Here is a 16,615-nt window from a genome sequence, read left to right on the forward strand (position 1 = left end):
AGTAAAACTCTTTTGAAAAATCGAATCTTGCACGAGATTCCGCTAGCGACTGATGAATTTGCAGCACCCTGGCAACAGGCAGTGCTGCTCGGCTAGCATCGATGCTGGCGCTGCTGTCGGCAGCGAGCGACAGGCAAAAAAACGGGCCGAGGAAATTCCTCGTCCCGTTAAGAGGCCACCACGATGCCTAAATCGATAAACCAAACCCCATGTGTTCCGAGCACGCGTTTGCGGAAATTGAAGGCGCTGTCGATCGCGGCTAAAGCCGCGCGTAAAAACCGGATGGCTATTCCGGGCGATCAAGTCCAAACCGTTGTAACGTGCGGCTCCCGCCCCAGCCGCCTGGCATTTCGTATTCCGCTCGCTATTATTTGGGCCGGCTGGAAATGCCCTTGGTCAATAACGGCACCTTGTACGCGGCGCCGCGACCGACGACATACAAGGTATTTTTGTTGATGCCGGCGAAGGCCAAATTCTGCGGCTTTTTCGGCACCGGAATCGTACCCAGCGCTTCGCCCTTGGCACTTAACACCTCAATGCCGGCATTCGAAGCCACGAACAGCCGGCCTTCGTCATCCAGCGCCAAACCGTCCGCGCCGCTGGACCACGTGCCGTCCTCGCCTTTTTGCCAGCCTTCCAGCTTGGCGAAATTGCGGCGGTTGGCAATCGAGCCGTCGGCGGCGATGTCGTAAGCCAGAATGTGTTCGCCTTGGGTATTGGCGACGTACAAGGTCTTTTCGTCCTTGCTGAGCTGGATGCCGTTGGGCCGCTCGATGTCGTTGGCCAGTTGCTTGAGTTCACCGGCCGGGCTGATATAAAACACGCCGGGATGCGACGGTTCCGGATTGGGATTTTCCTTGGTCGGCCGGGTGCCGCTGTCGGTGAAATAAATACCGCCGTTGCTGGCGCGTACCAAGTCGTTGGGCCGTTGAAATTTGACGCCCTGGTAATCCTTGGCCAGCACGGTTTTTTCCTTGACCGGATAAACCGCGCCGACCTGGGTATCCTTGGTTTGCACGGCGATGATCTTGCCGTCCGGGGTCAGGGCCAAGCCATTGGCGCCGTTGGAGTTTTCCAAAAACGTGGACACTTTATCGTCCGGCCCGATCCGCACGATTTTATTGGCATTGGTCTCGGTGAACAGCAAGCTTCCGTCGCTGTACCCTATCGGTCCTTCGGTACCGTTAAAACCATCCTTGATTAGTTCCAGCACGAGGCCGCCGGCCGCGACGCCGGAAATCGCCGGCGTCACCGGGTCGTCGGCGTGCGCGCCGCCGGCCGCCAACAAAGCGCTGATACTCAACAACAAGGTCGAATACTTGACTGACATAACATTCCTCTATCGATATGAGTGAAACATCCGGCCGGGCGACCGTTAAGCCGCCCGGCCGGCTCGCATTAAAATTTGGCCCGGAAATGCACGCCGTAATACCGCGCGTCCCCAAAAGAGGCACTTGCGGCGCTGGTACTCGAATAGTTTCCGGCGTTCGTAAAATAAATCGTGTCGAAGAGGTTGCGACCGACCAAGTCCAAGTTATATTTGCCGTTCTTGGTGCCGATACCGATACCGCCGTCGGTGACGTGGTAGGCCGCCTGTTTGCCGTACACCGACAGACTGGCGTTGTAATTAGCCGCCGATTTATAGCTGTCGATCAAATAGGCATGCCATTGCAAGCCGTAGTCGTTACCCAAGCCGAAAGTCAACGGCGCGCGGTAGTCCACACCGTAGTTGGCGGTGAAGGTCGGCGCATTCGGCAAGGTCCGTCCGGTTTGGTCGCAAATCACCGAATTTGCTTCCGGCGGACACGGGGCGTTGGCAAAGTCGGTATAAATCGCCCTATTGAATGATCCGTTCAGGAACACGCTCAAGCCCGGTGTAATATCGTAGTTGGTCTCCAATTCGATACCGCGCAATTGGATGCCCTTGATGTTACCCAAGGTCGTTCGGTTACCGGTGGTGCATCCGTCCACGCCAATCGTGCAGGGAATAACCAATTGCGATTGGAAACCTTCGATGTCGGTTTGGTAGAAGTTGACGTTGGCCACCAGCTTGCGATCCAGCCAAGTGCTCTTGATGCCGAATTCGTAATCCATCACGTTCTCCGGATTGACGTTTTCTACCTTACCCGTGTTCAAGTTAAATTGTGCCGCGCCGGATTTGTTGCCTCCCGATACCGAGCCATAAACCATCAGATCCTTGTTGATTTTGTAGCTGGGATTGACCAGCCAGTTTTGCGAGTTTTGGTCGAATCCTTGGCGCGGCGCATCCCACTCGGTTCCCAAACGGCCACTCCGAACCGCCTTGGCGGCGGCAATCTGATTTGCCGAAGCGCCGATTTGGGCGCCGAGCACGTCTAAGTCGACTCCGCCAATCGGATGGCTCCAACCGGTGTTTTCCCGCCGTTCAAAGGTATCCCGCAAACCCACGGTCAATGTCGCGTCGTCCGTCACATGCCAGTTGACCTGCCCATACGCCGCGTAACTGTCGGTCGCGGGCACAACGCTTTGCCGGTACATGACGTTGTTAAGGGACGCCAGCATCATTTGCCGCCCGATCGCATTGCTGTTCAAGGTTGAGTATTGCGAGTTGCTAGCATAAAAAGCCCCGGCGTCACTCCCAAACAAACGCTGGTTAAACGTGTCCGCAATGGTGCGCATCGCAAACACGCCGGCCTGATAATCGATCGGCCCTTTCTCCTTCGAGCTTATGCGCAGTTCCTGAGACCATTGTTCGTTTTTTACGGTCCAACCGCTAATACGCTCAATGTCGGCGGTACTGCTCTCTCCGTCGTGATTCGGTTCAAACAAGGCGTCGCGCCAAGCGGTAATCGATGTAAAGCGATGCCCCAGGGCGTCGTAGTTGATTTCCGCGGACACGCCCGAACCGTCACCGCGCGATTGACGGCGCTCATTGTTCGCCATCGCTCGCGGATCTCCGATGATCGCTAAAGGTTGACCATTGCTGCGCACCGGGTCAAACCAGTTTCGAGCCAAGCGGGTGCTAAACGTCGTCCCCCTAGAAGCGCCGTTTGCGAAAGTTGACGGATCGGCGATTAGCGGCTGTACGCTCATGGTTTGGGTAGACGCGGTTTTATCGACGATGACCTTCGCACTCAACACGTCGCTGGGCGTCAATAAAAATTGCAAGCGCCCGCCCAACGCATTGGTTTCACCCAGATCGCCCTCGCTACGGTGAATGTCGTAATTTTTGATGTAACCGTCGCGCTTGTCGATAAAACCGCTTGCCCGGTACGCCAACAGCCCAGGCAGTATCGTACCGGTGGCGCCGAACTTGCCTTGCAAGGTATCGCGGTCGCCGGCAAAGCCGTCGACGTAGTAACTGTCCTTGAACGACGGCGCCTTGGTGGTGATGTTAAGCAAACCCAGGTTGCTGTTCTTGCCTTGCAGGGTGCCTTGGGGGCCGCGCAACACCTCGACCTGATCCAGGTCGGCGAAGTTGGCCCATGCCGAACCGACCCAAGCCCGCCAGACGTTGTCCACCATCACGCCGACGCTGGACTCCATCGATTCGTTGCCGCTGTTTTTCCCCAAACCGCGCAGGGCAATACTGGTTTGCCTGGCATTGGCGGACGTGACGCCCAGGTTGGGCGCGCGACGGGAGAAGTCCTGCACCGACACCACGTTGTCGCGCTCCAGGGTTTCCCGGTTGATGACCGCGATCGGAATCGGCACTTCCTGCAATTTCTCTTCCTTGCGTCGAGCGGTGACCGACACTTCGGACAGATTTTTCGGTTTTTCTTCGTCGACAACCGGTTCGGGTTCGGGTTCGGGTTCGGGCTCGGCCGCCGCCAGAGCGGCCGCTTCGCCGGCCGCGCCAACTTCGGCGGCAGCGCCGGTCGCGACGGCCGCACCGGCCGCCGCCGAGGCGCTCGCGGCATTTTTCCGGAGCAAATCCTGCTCGCGGCGTTTGGACGCTTCCAATTCCGCAGTCAGTCTGGCTACTTTCTCTTCCAAATCGGACACCGATTTGTCGGGCGCGGCGACTTTTTTGACCGACTTTTTCGGCGGCGCGGCGTCGGCGTCCGAGACGACCATCAGTGGCGCCCCCGCTAATGCCAAGCTCACGCAAGCCGACAAGGTGTTGCGACCTAAAGTTTTGGGAACGCCGGCCCGAAGGCCGACACCTGGCGCATCGGCGCTATCTAAGTACTGTTTCACTGTCTCACCCAGTCGAATGTCAATTTCGAAAATTCGAACCGGTTTGCCCGGCCGACAGCGTCGGCGCGCAAACCGGCCTAAGCCCTGTAGTGCAACCGATATGCCATGAATGCGGTTAGCGACCGACGCCAACCGCACCATCCTCGATAAACAATTGATTTCTATTGGTTAAAGACAGAAAATCCCGTCAAACTCCGCGAGTAAAGACACTGCCGGAAAGCGGGGCACGGCGATCGCCTGCTGACTGCGAGCCAGGAACTGCTGACTCGCTGCCTAATCAGCAACAGCCGGTCGTCACGGTGTTGCCGTATCCGCAAAGCGGACTGGGATCGGCTTGTCGAACGGGCGCCGATTCGAGGTAGGATGGCGGACGCGCGTAGCGAGAGAGTGGCTGGAGTGCGGTTTACCGATCGACGAATCCGTGACCGTCGTCCATCGCTGCTGAAGCCGCTCCAGTGTCTCGTCGGCGCGCCGGGGGGAATTATTGGACAGGCGGCTATTCTTTCATGGTTTTAGCGAGTACCCCGCTTGGCCTCGTTCGCTTCCGCTCCGCACCGAACCGGATGCCACGAACTCGCCCCAGCCGCGATCTTTAGTGCTGATAGCGCGTCAACGATGTTCGGCCAACAACTATTTCGGGAAATTGAATATGCCACCAACCCTGCCCCCGCCGCACCCCAGTTTTAGCGAAGCCTGCCGATTCTGGCTAAAGCTGGGCTTGATCAGCTTCGGCGGCCCGGCCGGACAGATCGCGATCATGCACCGGGAACTGGTCGAGCGGCGCCGCTGGATCAGCGAGCGTCGCTTTCTGCACGCGCTGAACTTTTGCATGGTATTGCCGGGGCCGGAGGCCCAGCAACTGGCAACCTATCTGGGTTGGCTGCTGCATAAAACGCCTGGGGCCTTGGTCGCCGGTAGCTTGTTCTTTCTGCCGGCCATGCTGATGCTGATCGTTCTGGGCTGGTTGTATTTGAGTTTCGGCGATCTGTCGGCGGTGACTGCTTTGCTTTACGGCGTCAAGCCTGCGGTCACCGCGATCGTCTGGTTTGCTGCTTACCGGATCGGTTCGCGGATTTTGCAAAACCGCTGGCTAGCGGCACTGGCCGCCGCCGCCTTCGGCGCGATCTTTTTGCTGCGGGCACCGTTTCCATTGATCCTAATCGGCGCCGCGCTGATTGGCGCGGTAGGCAGCAAACTCGCTCCGCAGGTTTTCGCGGTCGGCGGCGGTCGCGGCAAACCCCGCGCCGATTTCGGTCCGGCGCTGATCGACGACGCGACACCGATACCGACGCACGCGCTTTTCAGTTGGCCGCGCCTGGTTAAACTGTCGGCGGTCGGCGGTTTACTGTGGGCCGGCGCGTTGGGGCTGCTGTGGTTGCTATTCGGCTGGAACGGCGCGCTGACGCAAATGGGCTGGTTCTTTACCAAAGCCGCGTTGCTGACGTTCGGGGGCGCCTATGCGGTTCTACCCTATGTGTATCAGGGCGCGGTCGAGGAATTTCGCTGGCTGAGCGCTCAACAAATGATGGACGCGCTGGCACTCGGCGAAACCACGCCGGGACCGCTGATCATGGTCAATACCTTTGTCGGCTTCGTGGCTGGTTGGGGCCAGGCGCTATTCGGACCGGAACGCTTGTTCGCGGCTGGCGCGCTGGCGGCGACCGTCGTTACCTACTTTACCTTTCTACCCAGTTTTTTGTTCATCCTGGCCGGCGGGCCACTGATCGAAACCAGCCACGGCAATGTCGGATTCACGGCGCCGCTAACGGCGGTCACTGCCGCCGTGGTCGGCGTCATCGTAGACTTGGCGGTATTTTTCGCCTACCACGTCGGCTGGCCGAACGGCTGGGACGGCCCTATCGACGGCTTTGCGGTATCACTGAGTGCGGCTTCACTACTGGCGCTCGGTCGATACCGCCTGGGCGTCATCCCGGTTATTGTCGCGGCGGCGCTGCTGGGTGCCGGATGGCGATGCCTGGGGGCTGAATCCGGCCTGTCCTCTTCGCTTTCAGCTAAACGCTTAGCGGCTTCAAACAAACCCGGCCCGCACGGCCCAATCTCCAAGCCAGCATCACGCCAGCGCATTACAGCCAGAAAGGTGGCGCCGATTGGCCGGCGAGCCTCGTCGACACTAGTGTTCCCAATCGCCGGATATGCGCGAGTGTCTTGCCAACGCGCTTGGCTTGTCAAAACCGGCGGAAAACGACTAACACCTAAAAATATCCGCAACTAGGAGGATTTCCTAAATTCACCGAGACTAAGCATGCGTGCGGCTCAAGTCACGCGAATTTTTGCGCACATTTTCCCTGCAAATCACTTGGTTGTATTCACAAAAAAACCGACTAGGCTGATTTTCGACATGACAGTCCGGTTAATTTCCAAACTCAGATATTCAAACCTGTATATGCGTCGAAGTTTATCGTTATTATCGGTGGTAGTACTCAGCGCCGCGCCCACATCGGCCATCGCGGCTCCAGCCGATGACGAGCACATCCGCCGAATTGTGCAGACCATGCTCAAGGAAAAAGATCAAAAGATCGAACAACTCGAGGCTCGCATTAAGCAACTCGAGCAAGAACGCGCGCCGCCGGTCGCCACCGCACCAGGGCAACCAGTGCCGCCCCCCCGGTTGCGGCCGCTAAGCCGGCGCCCGCCGGCGACGATGGCTCGGTTGCCCGCAAGTTGCAGGCTCTGGATAAAAAAGTCAGCGAACTCCGCCAAGCCGCATCGGCCAGCGGCCTGGAAATCAGCGGATTTTTCGACATCAACGCCAAGACCGGCAATTCCACCGACCAGACCTTTAGCGTCGGCTCGGTGGAACTGGATTTGGATTATGTGCACGACGACCATTTCGGTGCCAGCTCGGCCTTGGTGCTGTGCGGCAATTCGTCGAATGCCGATTACGGCGCGCCGGGCGCGATTTTTTGCGGTAACAGCGGCCCAGGTGCATTGAGCGGCGGCAGTACGATGGCCGGCATCGCCGTCGCATTGGTCGACTACCATTTATTTAACGACCGCATCCCTCCGCGCGGCCGTATCTTCAACAACAAGGGTCTGCATATTCAAGCCGGCCGTTTCGACTTGCCCTTCGGTAACGATTACCAAAACTTCGCCAACAAGGACCGGATCACCGTGACCGCGCCGCTGACTACCTCGCGCATGCAGTTGGGCGGTTACAACTCAGACGGCGTTCGGTCCTACGGCGCCTGGGACGGGTTCAATTATTCGGTGTTCTGGACCGATGCGCTGTACGCCAACGACGGTCACGCGATCGGTGGGCGCTTGGGTCTGGCCTTGGGGCAAAATACCTACAAAATCCACAGCGCCAACCCGGAAGGCATCGAACTCGGCGTATCCCACCTTAGCGAACTCGACGGCGAAAATCGCATCCGCAACACCGTTTACGGTGCGGATTTGAGCGTAGGCTACGGTCCGTGGCGCTTGCAAAACGAATTCATGCTGCTGAATGCTCATCAACAGGTATTTTTGGATAGCGGCGGCAACATCGTGCCCAATCCGGATCGAAACCCTTTCGGCAAGGGCCACCAACTGGGTTACCACTCCACATTAACCGCCGACCTGGAAAGCCTAGTCAAGCAGCCGGTCACGCTGTTTGCCCGCTATAGCCGCTGGCAGCCGTCGCAAGACCTGGCTTTGGATTTCGACGGCAGTACCGTCGCCGTCAACGATTTGTCGATGCTGACGCTGGGCTTCAATTACAAATTCAGCGATCACTTGCGGATCAAGTTCGAGTACGACGATTCGTTGGGCACTCGCACCTACGAGCGTTACTTCGACCGCCGCCTGGGTATCGCCCAAATCGTGATGTCTTTCTAGCCATGAAAAAGCGTCTTATACAAAGTTTGGTAGTTGGCGGCAGCCTAGCGATGCTGCTGTTCGTCGGCGGCGCCCGTACCGCCGCCGAAAATCCGCACGAAATCTCCCGGCAAACGCCGCAATCCGGTTGCGGCGAATGTCATAACACCGCCGCCGACGTCAAGGATGACGGGATACTCACCACCAAGAATCACACGGTGGATCTGGCGGCTTTCGCCAAGGACGGGGTGGCGATGTGTTCCTCATGCCACAACCCTAATCAAGGCCATAAAGTCGGTTTGAATATCGATTTCCCGGTACCGGCCGACCTGCCTCTGAACGAAGAACACGATATGACTTGCCTGACCTGCCATTACACCCACGGCAGGTTGGACAGCGATCGGCCGCAAGCCAGCCACAGTTTCATGGACAAGCTGATGAACGCCGAACGCTTGAAAAAAAGCTTTTTATTACGCCGCAACAATAGCGACGGCGAGCTTTGCCTAACCTGTCACAACGTCAACTAAGGTTTCCGAAAATGAACAACACCGAATCCAAACGCAGCCGCGTTTTCATTAAAAAAGCGTTCCAGGGTCGATTCATCCTCGGCGTGTTCGCGCTGATATTGTTGGCCGGCCTATGCTCGGCGCTGCTGATTTACTGGATGACCGGCGGCGATTTGCAGGCACAAGCGCAATCGGCGCACGTCAGTATCGTCAACGCTGCCGAGCGCCTGGGCGTATCGATTTTGATCGGCAACGTGGTGGCTATTTTGCTGGCCGGCGGGATTGCGGTCGGTGGCGTGCTGTACGCGTCGCACAAGATCGCGGGGCCGTTGTACCGGTTCGAGACCTTGTGCCGGGAAGTCGGCGACGGCAATCTGGACACCGTCACTCAGCTGAGGGAAAACGATCAATTGCAGGAACTGGCCGGCGCGTTCAGCGACATGGTCGGTAAACTGCGCGGCAGCCGTGAACGGCGCCTGCATCTGATTGCCGAGCAACGCCGGCAAATCGAGCGCTGCGTCGCGGAAAACCCCGAAACGTTGTCGAAAAGCCAGCAAGACGCCCTCGCCTCGCTGGCAAAGTTGGCCGACGAACTGGAAAAATTATAAGTCGTATGCGGCCGGCCTTCAGCAATCGGCTACCTTAGAACTCGCCGTGCGCCGAAACAACCCGTTTAACCCACTCAAAATCACTTACCCACTTAATGTTTAAATCGACATCCATTAAAACCTATCTGATCGCCATCGCCTCGATACTGGCTTTAGCCAATCTACTCTTCGTGATTTCGCTGTGGCAGGCATTTCAGTCGATCGATCGCACGCTGGCGGAAGCCACCCGCAAGCAAGACGTGTCCGACGCGTTGTCGCACGTTCGCTTTCATGTCGTGCAAATCCAGCAATTTCTGACGGACGTCGGCGCGACCCATTCCGACGACGGCTTCGCCGAGGCCAAGCAAAACCTGGCTTCGGCCCTGGAGAATCTGGAAAAAGCCCGTCAAATCGAACCCAATCTATCGCCGCAAATCGACGTATTGAAAACCCATGTCCAGGCCATGCACGATACCGGCGTCAAAATGGGTTGGGACTACATCAAGTTCGGCAACGAAGCCGGCACCGCCACGATGAAGGCCGCAGGCACGGGGCTGGACGACTCGGCCGCCCGCCTGACCGAAAAACTGCAAACCCTGAGCACCCAGATAGACGACGAAGTGGCCCGCTCCAAACAGTTGCTCGGCCAAACGCTGACCGACTACGGAACTACCCGCATCGCGTTTTCGATCGCCTTGCTGATGTTCGTCGTGATCTGCTTGTTGATGCTCTATTTTAAAATCGAGCCGCCGCTGACCGCATTGCGGCAGTCGTTGCAAGCGCTGAAACAAGGCGGCGGCGACCTGACCCGGCGGATTCCCTACGACGGAGAGGACGAGATCGGGACCATCGTCAAATTATTCAACGAATTTTTAACGACGCTGCACGCGCTGATGCGGCAGGTCGCGATGGAATCCGAACAACTCACCGGCTCGTCGAGCCGACTGAGCCAATTGGCCGAACGGGTACAACTCGACATGGTCAAACAGCAACAGGGTACCGATCAGGTGGCTACCACGGTGATCGAACTGTCATCGACCGCCGCCGAAGTGTCCCGCAACACCGGCAGCGCCGCCCAAGCCGCGCAAAGAAGCAGCGCCGACGCCAACAACGGCAAGCGCGTGGTTACCGAGACCGTGCAAGCCATCCATGCACTGTCGGCCTACATCGATAGTGCCAGCCATGTGATCGGCAACGTCGAGCAAGACTGCGTCAACGTCAGTTCGGTGTTGGATGTGATTCAGGGCATCGCCGACCAGACCAATCTACTGGCGCTGAACGCGGCGATCGAAGCCGCCAGGGCCGGCGAGCAAGGACGCGGCTTCGCGGTGGTCGCCGATGAAGTCCGCACCCTGGCCAGCCGCACTCAGGCTTCGACCCACGAAATTCAGGCGATGATAGAACGCTTGCAAGGCGGCTCCAGGGAAGCGGTCAAAGCCATGTTCGACAGTCAAAACCAAGCCAAGCAAACCGTCACCGTCATCGAAAACACCGGCGTATTGCTGGACAATATTTCCGGGATGGCTGAACAAATCTCGGAAATGAACGCCCACATCTCCAACGCGGTCCGCGAACAAACCCTGGTCGTCGACCACATTAATCAAAACGTCATCGCGATCAACGAAGTCACCGCCAATACCGCCGACGACGCCAAGCAAACCGCCGGCGAGGCCAGTACCCTGCAGCGGATTTCCGGCAACCTGCGCACCACGATTTCGCAGTTCAAGCTGTAACGGCTTGCCGGCCGGCGGCCTGGTTTACTCCAACTTCATCCAGCGCAGCCGGTTGGCGTTGCTGACCACGGTGACCGACGACATTGCCATCGCCGCGCCGGCGATCATCGGGTTCAGCAACACGCCGAACAGCGGGTACAACAACCCGGCCGCGACCGGAATGCCTATCGTGTTGTAGATAAAGGCGCCGAACAGATTTTGCTGGATATTGGTGACGGTCAGCCGCGACAGCGCCATCGCTTCCGGCACTTTCAGCAGCGAGCCTTGCAACAACACGATGTCGGCACTTTCGATCGCGACATCGGTGCCGGTGCCTATCGCCAGACCGACATCCGCCTGAGCCAGCGCCGGCGCATCGTTGATACCGTCGCCGACCATGCCGACCACTTCCCCTTGCTGTTGCAGGGCTTGCACCACGGCCGCCTTGTCTTGCGGCAAAACCTGAGCGCGAACTTCGCCGATACCGGCTTGCGCGGCGATGGCCTTGGCGGTGATTTCGTTGTCGCCGGTCACCATCAGCACCCTAACGCCGGCGGCTTGCAGCCGACGCACCGCCTCGGCCGAATCGGCCTTGATCGGGTCGGCGACGGCAACGATGCCGGCGACGGTCCGCTCTTCGGCCAACAGCATCGCCGTCTGTCCCTTGGCCGACAGTTCGGCCATTTTTTCCCGATAGGGCGTGTCGTCAATGCCGTTTTCCGCCATCAACGCGGCGTTGCCGAACAGCCAGAGGCGATCCGCGATCCGGCCGCTGATGCCGTGGCCGGCCACCGCCTGAAAGCGTCTGACTTTATCCAGCGTCAAGCCGCGATCGGCCGCGCCGGCCAAAATGGCCGCCGCCAACGGATGCTCGGAGCCGGATTCCAGGCTGGCCGCACGCTGCAACACTTGCTCGACCGAGTATTCGCCGAACGCCACCACGTCGGCCAGACTCGGCTTGCCGGTGGTCACGGTACCGGTCTTATCCAGCACCAAACAACTGATGTTGCCGGCGCTCTGTAAGGCTTCGCCGCGCCGGATCAATATGCCGGTTTGCGCGGCGCGGCCGACCGCGACCATCACCGAAATCGGGGTGGCCAAACCCAGCGCGCACGGGCAGGCGATGACCAGCACCGTCATCGCCGTGACGAAGGCGTAACCCAGCGACGGCGCCGGTCCGAATATCAGCCAAACCAAAAAGGTGAACGCGGAAATGCCGACCACGGTCGGCACGAATACCGCCGAAATACGGTCGGCCAGCTTGGCGATGGCCGGCTTGCTGTTCTGCGCCTGACGCACGCTTTGGATGATCTGTGCCAGTGCGGTATCGCGGCCGATTCGGGTGGCGCTGAACAAAAAGCTGCCGTGCAAGTTCATCGTGCCGGAAGCCACATTGGAACCGACCTGCTTTTCGACCGGAATCGACTCGCCGGTCAACATCGCTTCGTCGACGCTGGAATGGCCTTCCAGCACCACGCCGTCCACCGGAATTTTTTCGCCGGGCCTGACCCGCAAGGTTTCGCCCAAACCGACCTGCTCGATCGGCACGTCGATTTCGGCGCCGTCGCGAACCACGCGGGCGGTTCGCGGTTGCAGACCGATCAGGGCACGTATCGCCGCGGAGGTTTTACCGCGCGCGCGGGTTTCCAAGGCACTGCCCAAATTGATGAAGGCCAAAATCACCGCCGAGGCTTCGAAGTAGGCGTGCGCCGACAACGACGGCAATTGCCCGGAAAAATCGATGACGACGCAAGAATACAACCAGGCCGAGCCGGTGCCCAGCGCGATCAGCGTGTCCATATTGCTTTGCCGAACTTGCAGCAGCTTCACCGCGCTGACGAAAAAATGTCCGCCGGAATAAAACATCACCGCCAGCGTCAGCAAGGCGACGATGGACCAAAAGTCGGCGCCGGCGGCGGTACCCATCGCCGGAAACCAGTCCATATGGGCACCCAACATCAGCGGCACGCCCAGCGCGCCGGCGACCTTGGCCTTGTTCATCAAATCGCGATAGCGCCGTTCTTCCTGCTCTTCCTCCTCGCGCGGGTCTTCCAGACCTTCCATCACCGCCGCGTCGTAGCCGGCTTCCCGTAGCGAACGCTTCATCGCTTCATGGTCGGCGGCACCGGTGACGGTCGCGGAATGGTCGGCGAAATTAACGGCGACCGATTCGACGCCCTGCACTTGTTGCAACGCGGTTTCGACGGCGGCAATACAGCCCGCGCAACGCATGCCCAGAATCGACAGGCGGGTTTCGGCGGTTTGAACTTGGTCAGTGGTCATTGAATATCCCCGGCATTTGCCGTTGTTGCGACTTGATCGTTGGCACCGGCGGTCGGCACCTTGGCCAGGTACGCGCGCATCGCGATTTATTCGACTTTGAAACCGGCTTCGACGATGGTGTCCTCGATTTCATCGAGGTCGGTCTGGGTCGGATCGTACTCGACGTCCACCCGTTTTTCAGTATGCGAGGCTTTTACGGCTATCACGCCCGGCACCGCCGACAGTTTTCCGACGATGTTATTCTCGCAACCGCCGCATTTCATACCCGTTACCGCTAAAGACGCTGTTTCCGACATAGAGTTCTCCCAAAGTTGTTGAAATCCGAATCGGCGGGTCACTCGACGAGCGCGGCACGCTCGTGTATAAAACCCCACCAAGCTTCATGATAGAGGATGCACGGGGGGAGCCGCAACGCATGACAGATTTTCTAATCGGCCGACAGCCGATATTGGACCGGGATTTAAGCACCTTCGCTTACGAAATTCTGTTTCGGGGCAAGGACTTCGATTTGAGTCAACAGGATGGGGCAGCCAACGCGACCCGCCAAGTCATTACCGACACCATCCTGGAAATCGGCCTGAACGAATTGGTCGGTCCGCATAAGGCCTTCATCAACTTTACCGGCCGGAACTTGCTGGACAACATACCGCTACACTTGCCCAAGGACCGCATCGTCATCGAAGTCCTGGAATCGGTCGCGGTCGACGACGCCATCGTCGCCAATTTGAAGGCCCTGTCCGAATTAGGCTACACCATCGCGCTGGACGACTTCGTGTTGACGCCGGAATGGCGGCCGTTGCTGGAAATCGCGGACATCGTCAAACTGGACGTCATGGCCGACGGCCTCGAGAAATCCCACGCCTTGATCACCGAGCTCAAAGGTTACGGGCTGAGCCTACTGGCCGAGAAAGTCGAAACCCACGAGGAATTTCAAGCCTTGAAGGAATGGGGCTGCGAACTGTTCCAGGGGTTTTTCTTCAGCAAACCCAATTTGGTCGAAGGCAAGCGCCTCGGCGTCAGCCAGGCCTCCGCTATCCGGCTAATGTCGGCCATCAACCAGCCCGATGTCGAGTTTTCGGAGATCGGCCGCATCGTCTCTCAAGATGTCGGTCTGAGTTTTAAGCTGCTGCATTACATCAATTCGGCGTTTTTCGCGTTGCCGCGCAAGATCGAATCGATTCAGCACGCCATCGTCTGCCTGGGGCTGATCGAGGTCAAACGCTGGGTCAACATCCTGACGCTGTCGTCGCTCAGCGACAAGCCCTCGTCGGTTCTACAAAACGTATTAGTCCGCGCCAAGCTCTGCGAACTGCTGGCGCAGGAAACCGGCCAGGACAGGGAGCTGTTTTTCTTCGTCGGCATGCTGTCCGGCCTGGATGCCTTGCTGGACATGCCGTTACCGAAAGTTATCGAACAGCTGCCGCTGTCCGACGATATAATGCAAGCCGTGCTGGAATACGCGGGCGGCCCCGGCGAAGCGCTCAAGTTTTGCGTCGCTCACGAGCGTTGGGAACCGTCCTTGGGGTCGTATCGGGGCGTTTCGCATACTCGAATCGGCCAACTGTATTTGGAAAGCATCGATTGGTGGGCCAAATGCGTGTTTCCGCTGTTAAGTACTTAAATGTCCCGTTACCGGTGGTTTATGAAAAAATCGATATTCTTGGCTCTGTCGACCCTGGTGGTCAGCTTTCGGTTAACGGCCGGAGAATTGGCGGAAGTCGGCGCCGAGCAATTGCTGGACATGCAAAAAAACCAAAACGCACTGGTGATTGATGTGCGTACCGAACAGGAATGGCAGGCGTCCGGCGTGATCCCGCAAAGCCGCTTGTTGCAATCGTTCGACGCAAACGGCCAAATCGACCAGGAGGCCTGGAGCAGCCAAGTCGAGAAATTGAAAACGTCACCGGATCAGCCGGTGATTCTGGTATGCCGGTCCGGCAACCGCAGCGCCAAACTCGGCAAATGGTTGGCTGAGCAAAAAGGCATGAACCACATCTACCACCTGTCCAGCGGCATTCAAGGCTGGATCAAATCCGGCAAACCGGTCAAACCCAGTTGCGCGACGGTCGCTTGCAACTGAAATGACGATACAGACGCTGAGCAACCAGACGATCGCGCTGGCCGGTATCGCCCAGGCCTGCTCGCTCGTACACCAATTGGCCACCGCCGGCGCTTGCCCGTCCCCGGCGATGCAGAGCAGCATCGGCAGCCTTCTGAAAATCGACTCGGACAGCGTTGCCGAGGTTTACGGCGGCATTGCTGGCGTCACTCACGGACTCGAGCAGTTGCAGCGACAATTGGCAAATCGAGAACAGGCCAGCGCGGAACAGACCCGCTACGCCGCCCAACTGGTCTATCTTCAAAAAAACTGTCCGGCAAAACCGAGATGCAGGATAACATCCGGGCAGGCATCGCCAGAGCGCAAGCCCAGTCCGAGCATTTCGGCATCCTGCACGAAAACGTCCTGGCCAATTTAGCCGACATCTATCACAGCTCCATCAGTACCCTGCAACCGCGCATCATGGTGGCGGGCGACCCCCAATATCTGGGCAACCAAGCCATCGTCAATAAAATACGGGCCTTGTTGCTGGCAGGCATCCGCTCGACCTTGTTGTGGCGGCAGTGCGGAGGCACGCGCTGGACCTTGTTATGGTCGCGCCGAAAAATTCAGGACGAAGCCCGATTTCTGCTGACGCAAATTTAAGGTCCGCGATGCCAGAGCTTCCCGAAGTCGAAACCAGCCGACGCGGTATTTCGCCGCACATCGAAGGCAAAACCTTTGCCTCGGTGGTTGTTCGCGAATCCCGCTTGCGCTGGCCGGTTCCCGCCGATCTGGCCGCTCTGCTGACCGGCCGCCGGCTGCGCCGCATCGACCGGCGAGGCAAGTATCTTCTGTTCGACCTCGAAAACGGTACGCTGCTAATTCATCTCGGCATGTCCGGCAATTTGCGCATCGGTCAGGCCGGGCTGGCCCACGGCAAGCACGACCATCTCGATTTCGTGTTCGACGACAACACTTTGCTGCGCTATAACGATCAACGCAAGTTCGGCGCGGTGTTGTGGACGGCGGAAGTCCCCCATGCGCATCCGCTGTTGGCCAAACTCGGTCCGGAACCATTATCCGCCGACTTCGATCCCGCCTATCTTGCCGGACGTCTCGCCGGCCGGCAAGTGCCGATCAAACAGCTGATCATGGACAGCCACATCGTCGTCGGGGTCGGCAATATCTACGCCAACGAATCCTTGTTTCTGGCCAGCATACTACCAACCCGGCCGGCCGGAGGCCTCGACGCCGACGATTGCGCCCGGCTGAGCGCCTCGATCAAAACCGTGCTGGAGCAAGCCATCGCCCAAGGCGGCACCACGTTGCGCGACTTTACCGACGCGCAAGGCAAACCCGGCTACTTCAAACAATCGTTGCGGGTTTACGGCCGGGGCGGCGAACCCTGTTTAAGCTGCCGGGAACCGGTCCAACACCTGAAAATCGGCCAGCGCGCCAGCTATTTCTGTCCCACTTGCCAGCAATAGATCT

At 58.6% G+C, this 16,615-nt stretch carries 12 protein-coding genes and 1 pseudogene; 9 read left to right on the top strand and 4 right to left on the bottom strand.

The window, feature by feature from the left end:
* Nucleotides 1-367: 367 nt before the first annotated feature.
* A complete protein-coding gene (locus ACP4CD_RS09145) occupies nucleotides 368-1,330 on the bottom strand; it encodes an SMP-30/gluconolactonase/LRE family protein (RefSeq protein ID WP_426994329.1) in 963 nt (320 codons plus the stop codon).
* Between the two features lie 68 nt (nucleotides 1,331-1,398).
* Nucleotides 1,399-4,179, bottom strand: a complete 2,781-nt coding sequence (locus tag ACP4CD_RS09150) for a TonB-dependent receptor (RefSeq protein ID WP_426994330.1) — start codon at nucleotides 4,177-4,179, stop codon at nucleotides 1,399-1,401.
* Nucleotides 4,180-4,828: 649 nt separating this feature from the next.
* Between ACP4CD_RS09150 and chrA the strand changes: the two genes are divergently transcribed.
* The 5 genes from chrA to ACP4CD_RS09175 all read left to right on the top strand — a co-directional run bounded on the left by chrA (nucleotide 4,829) and on the right by ACP4CD_RS09175 (nucleotide 10,821).
* Complete coding sequence (chrA, locus tag ACP4CD_RS09155; protein WP_426994331.1) at nucleotides 4,829-6,412, top strand: chromate efflux transporter; 1,584 nt, start codon at nucleotides 4,829-4,831, stop codon at nucleotides 6,410-6,412.
* A 449-nt stretch (nucleotides 6,413-6,861) separates the two neighbouring features.
* Complete coding sequence (locus ACP4CD_RS09160) at nucleotides 6,862-8,016, top strand: hypothetical protein (protein ID WP_426994332.1); 1,155 nt, start codon at nucleotides 6,862-6,864, stop codon at nucleotides 8,014-8,016.
* A 2-nt stretch (nucleotides 8,017-8,018) separates the two neighbouring features.
* Nucleotides 8,019-8,522, top strand: a complete 504-nt coding sequence (locus ACP4CD_RS09165) for a cytochrome c3 family protein (RefSeq protein WP_313728516.1) — start codon at nucleotides 8,019-8,021, stop codon at nucleotides 8,520-8,522.
* 11 nt (nucleotides 8,523-8,533) lie between these two features.
* Nucleotides 8,534-9,109 carry a hypothetical protein gene (locus ACP4CD_RS09170; protein ID WP_281022754.1) on the top strand — a complete coding sequence of 192 codons (576 nt, stop codon included), beginning with the start codon at nucleotides 8,534-8,536 and terminating at the stop codon, nucleotides 9,107-9,109.
* Between the two features lie 95 nt (nucleotides 9,110-9,204).
* On the top strand, nucleotides 9,205-10,821 hold the full coding sequence (locus tag ACP4CD_RS09175) for a methyl-accepting chemotaxis protein (protein WP_426994333.1): 1,617 nt from the start codon (nucleotides 9,205-9,207) through the stop codon (nucleotides 10,819-10,821).
* A gap of 24 nt (nucleotides 10,822-10,845) precedes the next feature.
* Here ACP4CD_RS09175 and ACP4CD_RS09180 read toward each other — a convergent pair whose 3' ends face one another.
* Nucleotides 10,846-13,083 (bottom strand): heavy metal translocating P-type ATPase, encoded by a 2,238-nt coding sequence (locus ACP4CD_RS09180; protein ID WP_313728518.1) that lies wholly within the window; start codon nucleotides 13,081-13,083, stop codon nucleotides 10,846-10,848.
* An 86-nt stretch (nucleotides 13,084-13,169) separates the two neighbouring features.
* Nucleotides 13,170-13,379 (bottom strand): heavy-metal-associated domain-containing protein, encoded by a 210-nt coding sequence (locus ACP4CD_RS09185; RefSeq protein WP_064026296.1) that lies wholly within the window; start codon nucleotides 13,377-13,379, stop codon nucleotides 13,170-13,172.
* A gap of 119 nt (nucleotides 13,380-13,498) precedes the next feature.
* On the opposite strand from ACP4CD_RS09185, the gene ACP4CD_RS09190 reads away from it, so the two are divergent.
* The 4 genes and pseudogenes from ACP4CD_RS09190 to mutM all read left to right on the top strand — a co-directional run bounded on the left by ACP4CD_RS09190 (nucleotide 13,499) and on the right by mutM (nucleotide 16,611).
* Nucleotides 13,499-14,704, top strand: a complete 1,206-nt coding sequence (locus ACP4CD_RS09190) for an EAL and HDOD domain-containing protein (protein ID WP_281022750.1) — start codon at nucleotides 13,499-13,501, stop codon at nucleotides 14,702-14,704.
* A 21-nt stretch (nucleotides 14,705-14,725) separates the two neighbouring features.
* On the top strand, nucleotides 14,726-15,163 hold the full coding sequence (locus ACP4CD_RS09195) for a rhodanese-like domain-containing protein (RefSeq protein ID WP_426994334.1): 438 nt from the start codon (nucleotides 14,726-14,728) through the stop codon (nucleotides 15,161-15,163).
* Between the two features lies 1 nt (nucleotide 15,164).
* A pseudogene (gene hflD / locus ACP4CD_RS09200) lies at nucleotides 15,165-15,787 on the top strand (high frequency lysogenization protein HflD).
* A gap of 8 nt (nucleotides 15,788-15,795) precedes the next feature.
* Nucleotides 15,796-16,611 (top strand): bifunctional DNA-formamidopyrimidine glycosylase/DNA-(apurinic or apyrimidinic site) lyase, encoded by an 816-nt coding sequence (gene mutM / locus ACP4CD_RS09205; protein ID WP_426994335.1) that lies wholly within the window; start codon nucleotides 15,796-15,798, stop codon nucleotides 16,609-16,611.
* The last annotated feature ends 4 nt before the right edge of the window (nucleotides 16,612-16,615 follow it).

The organism is Methylomonas stagni (genome assembly GCF_050154735.1).
Lineage (GTDB): Bacteria > Pseudomonadota > Gammaproteobacteria > Methylococcales > Methylomonadaceae > Methylomonas > Methylomonas koyamae_A.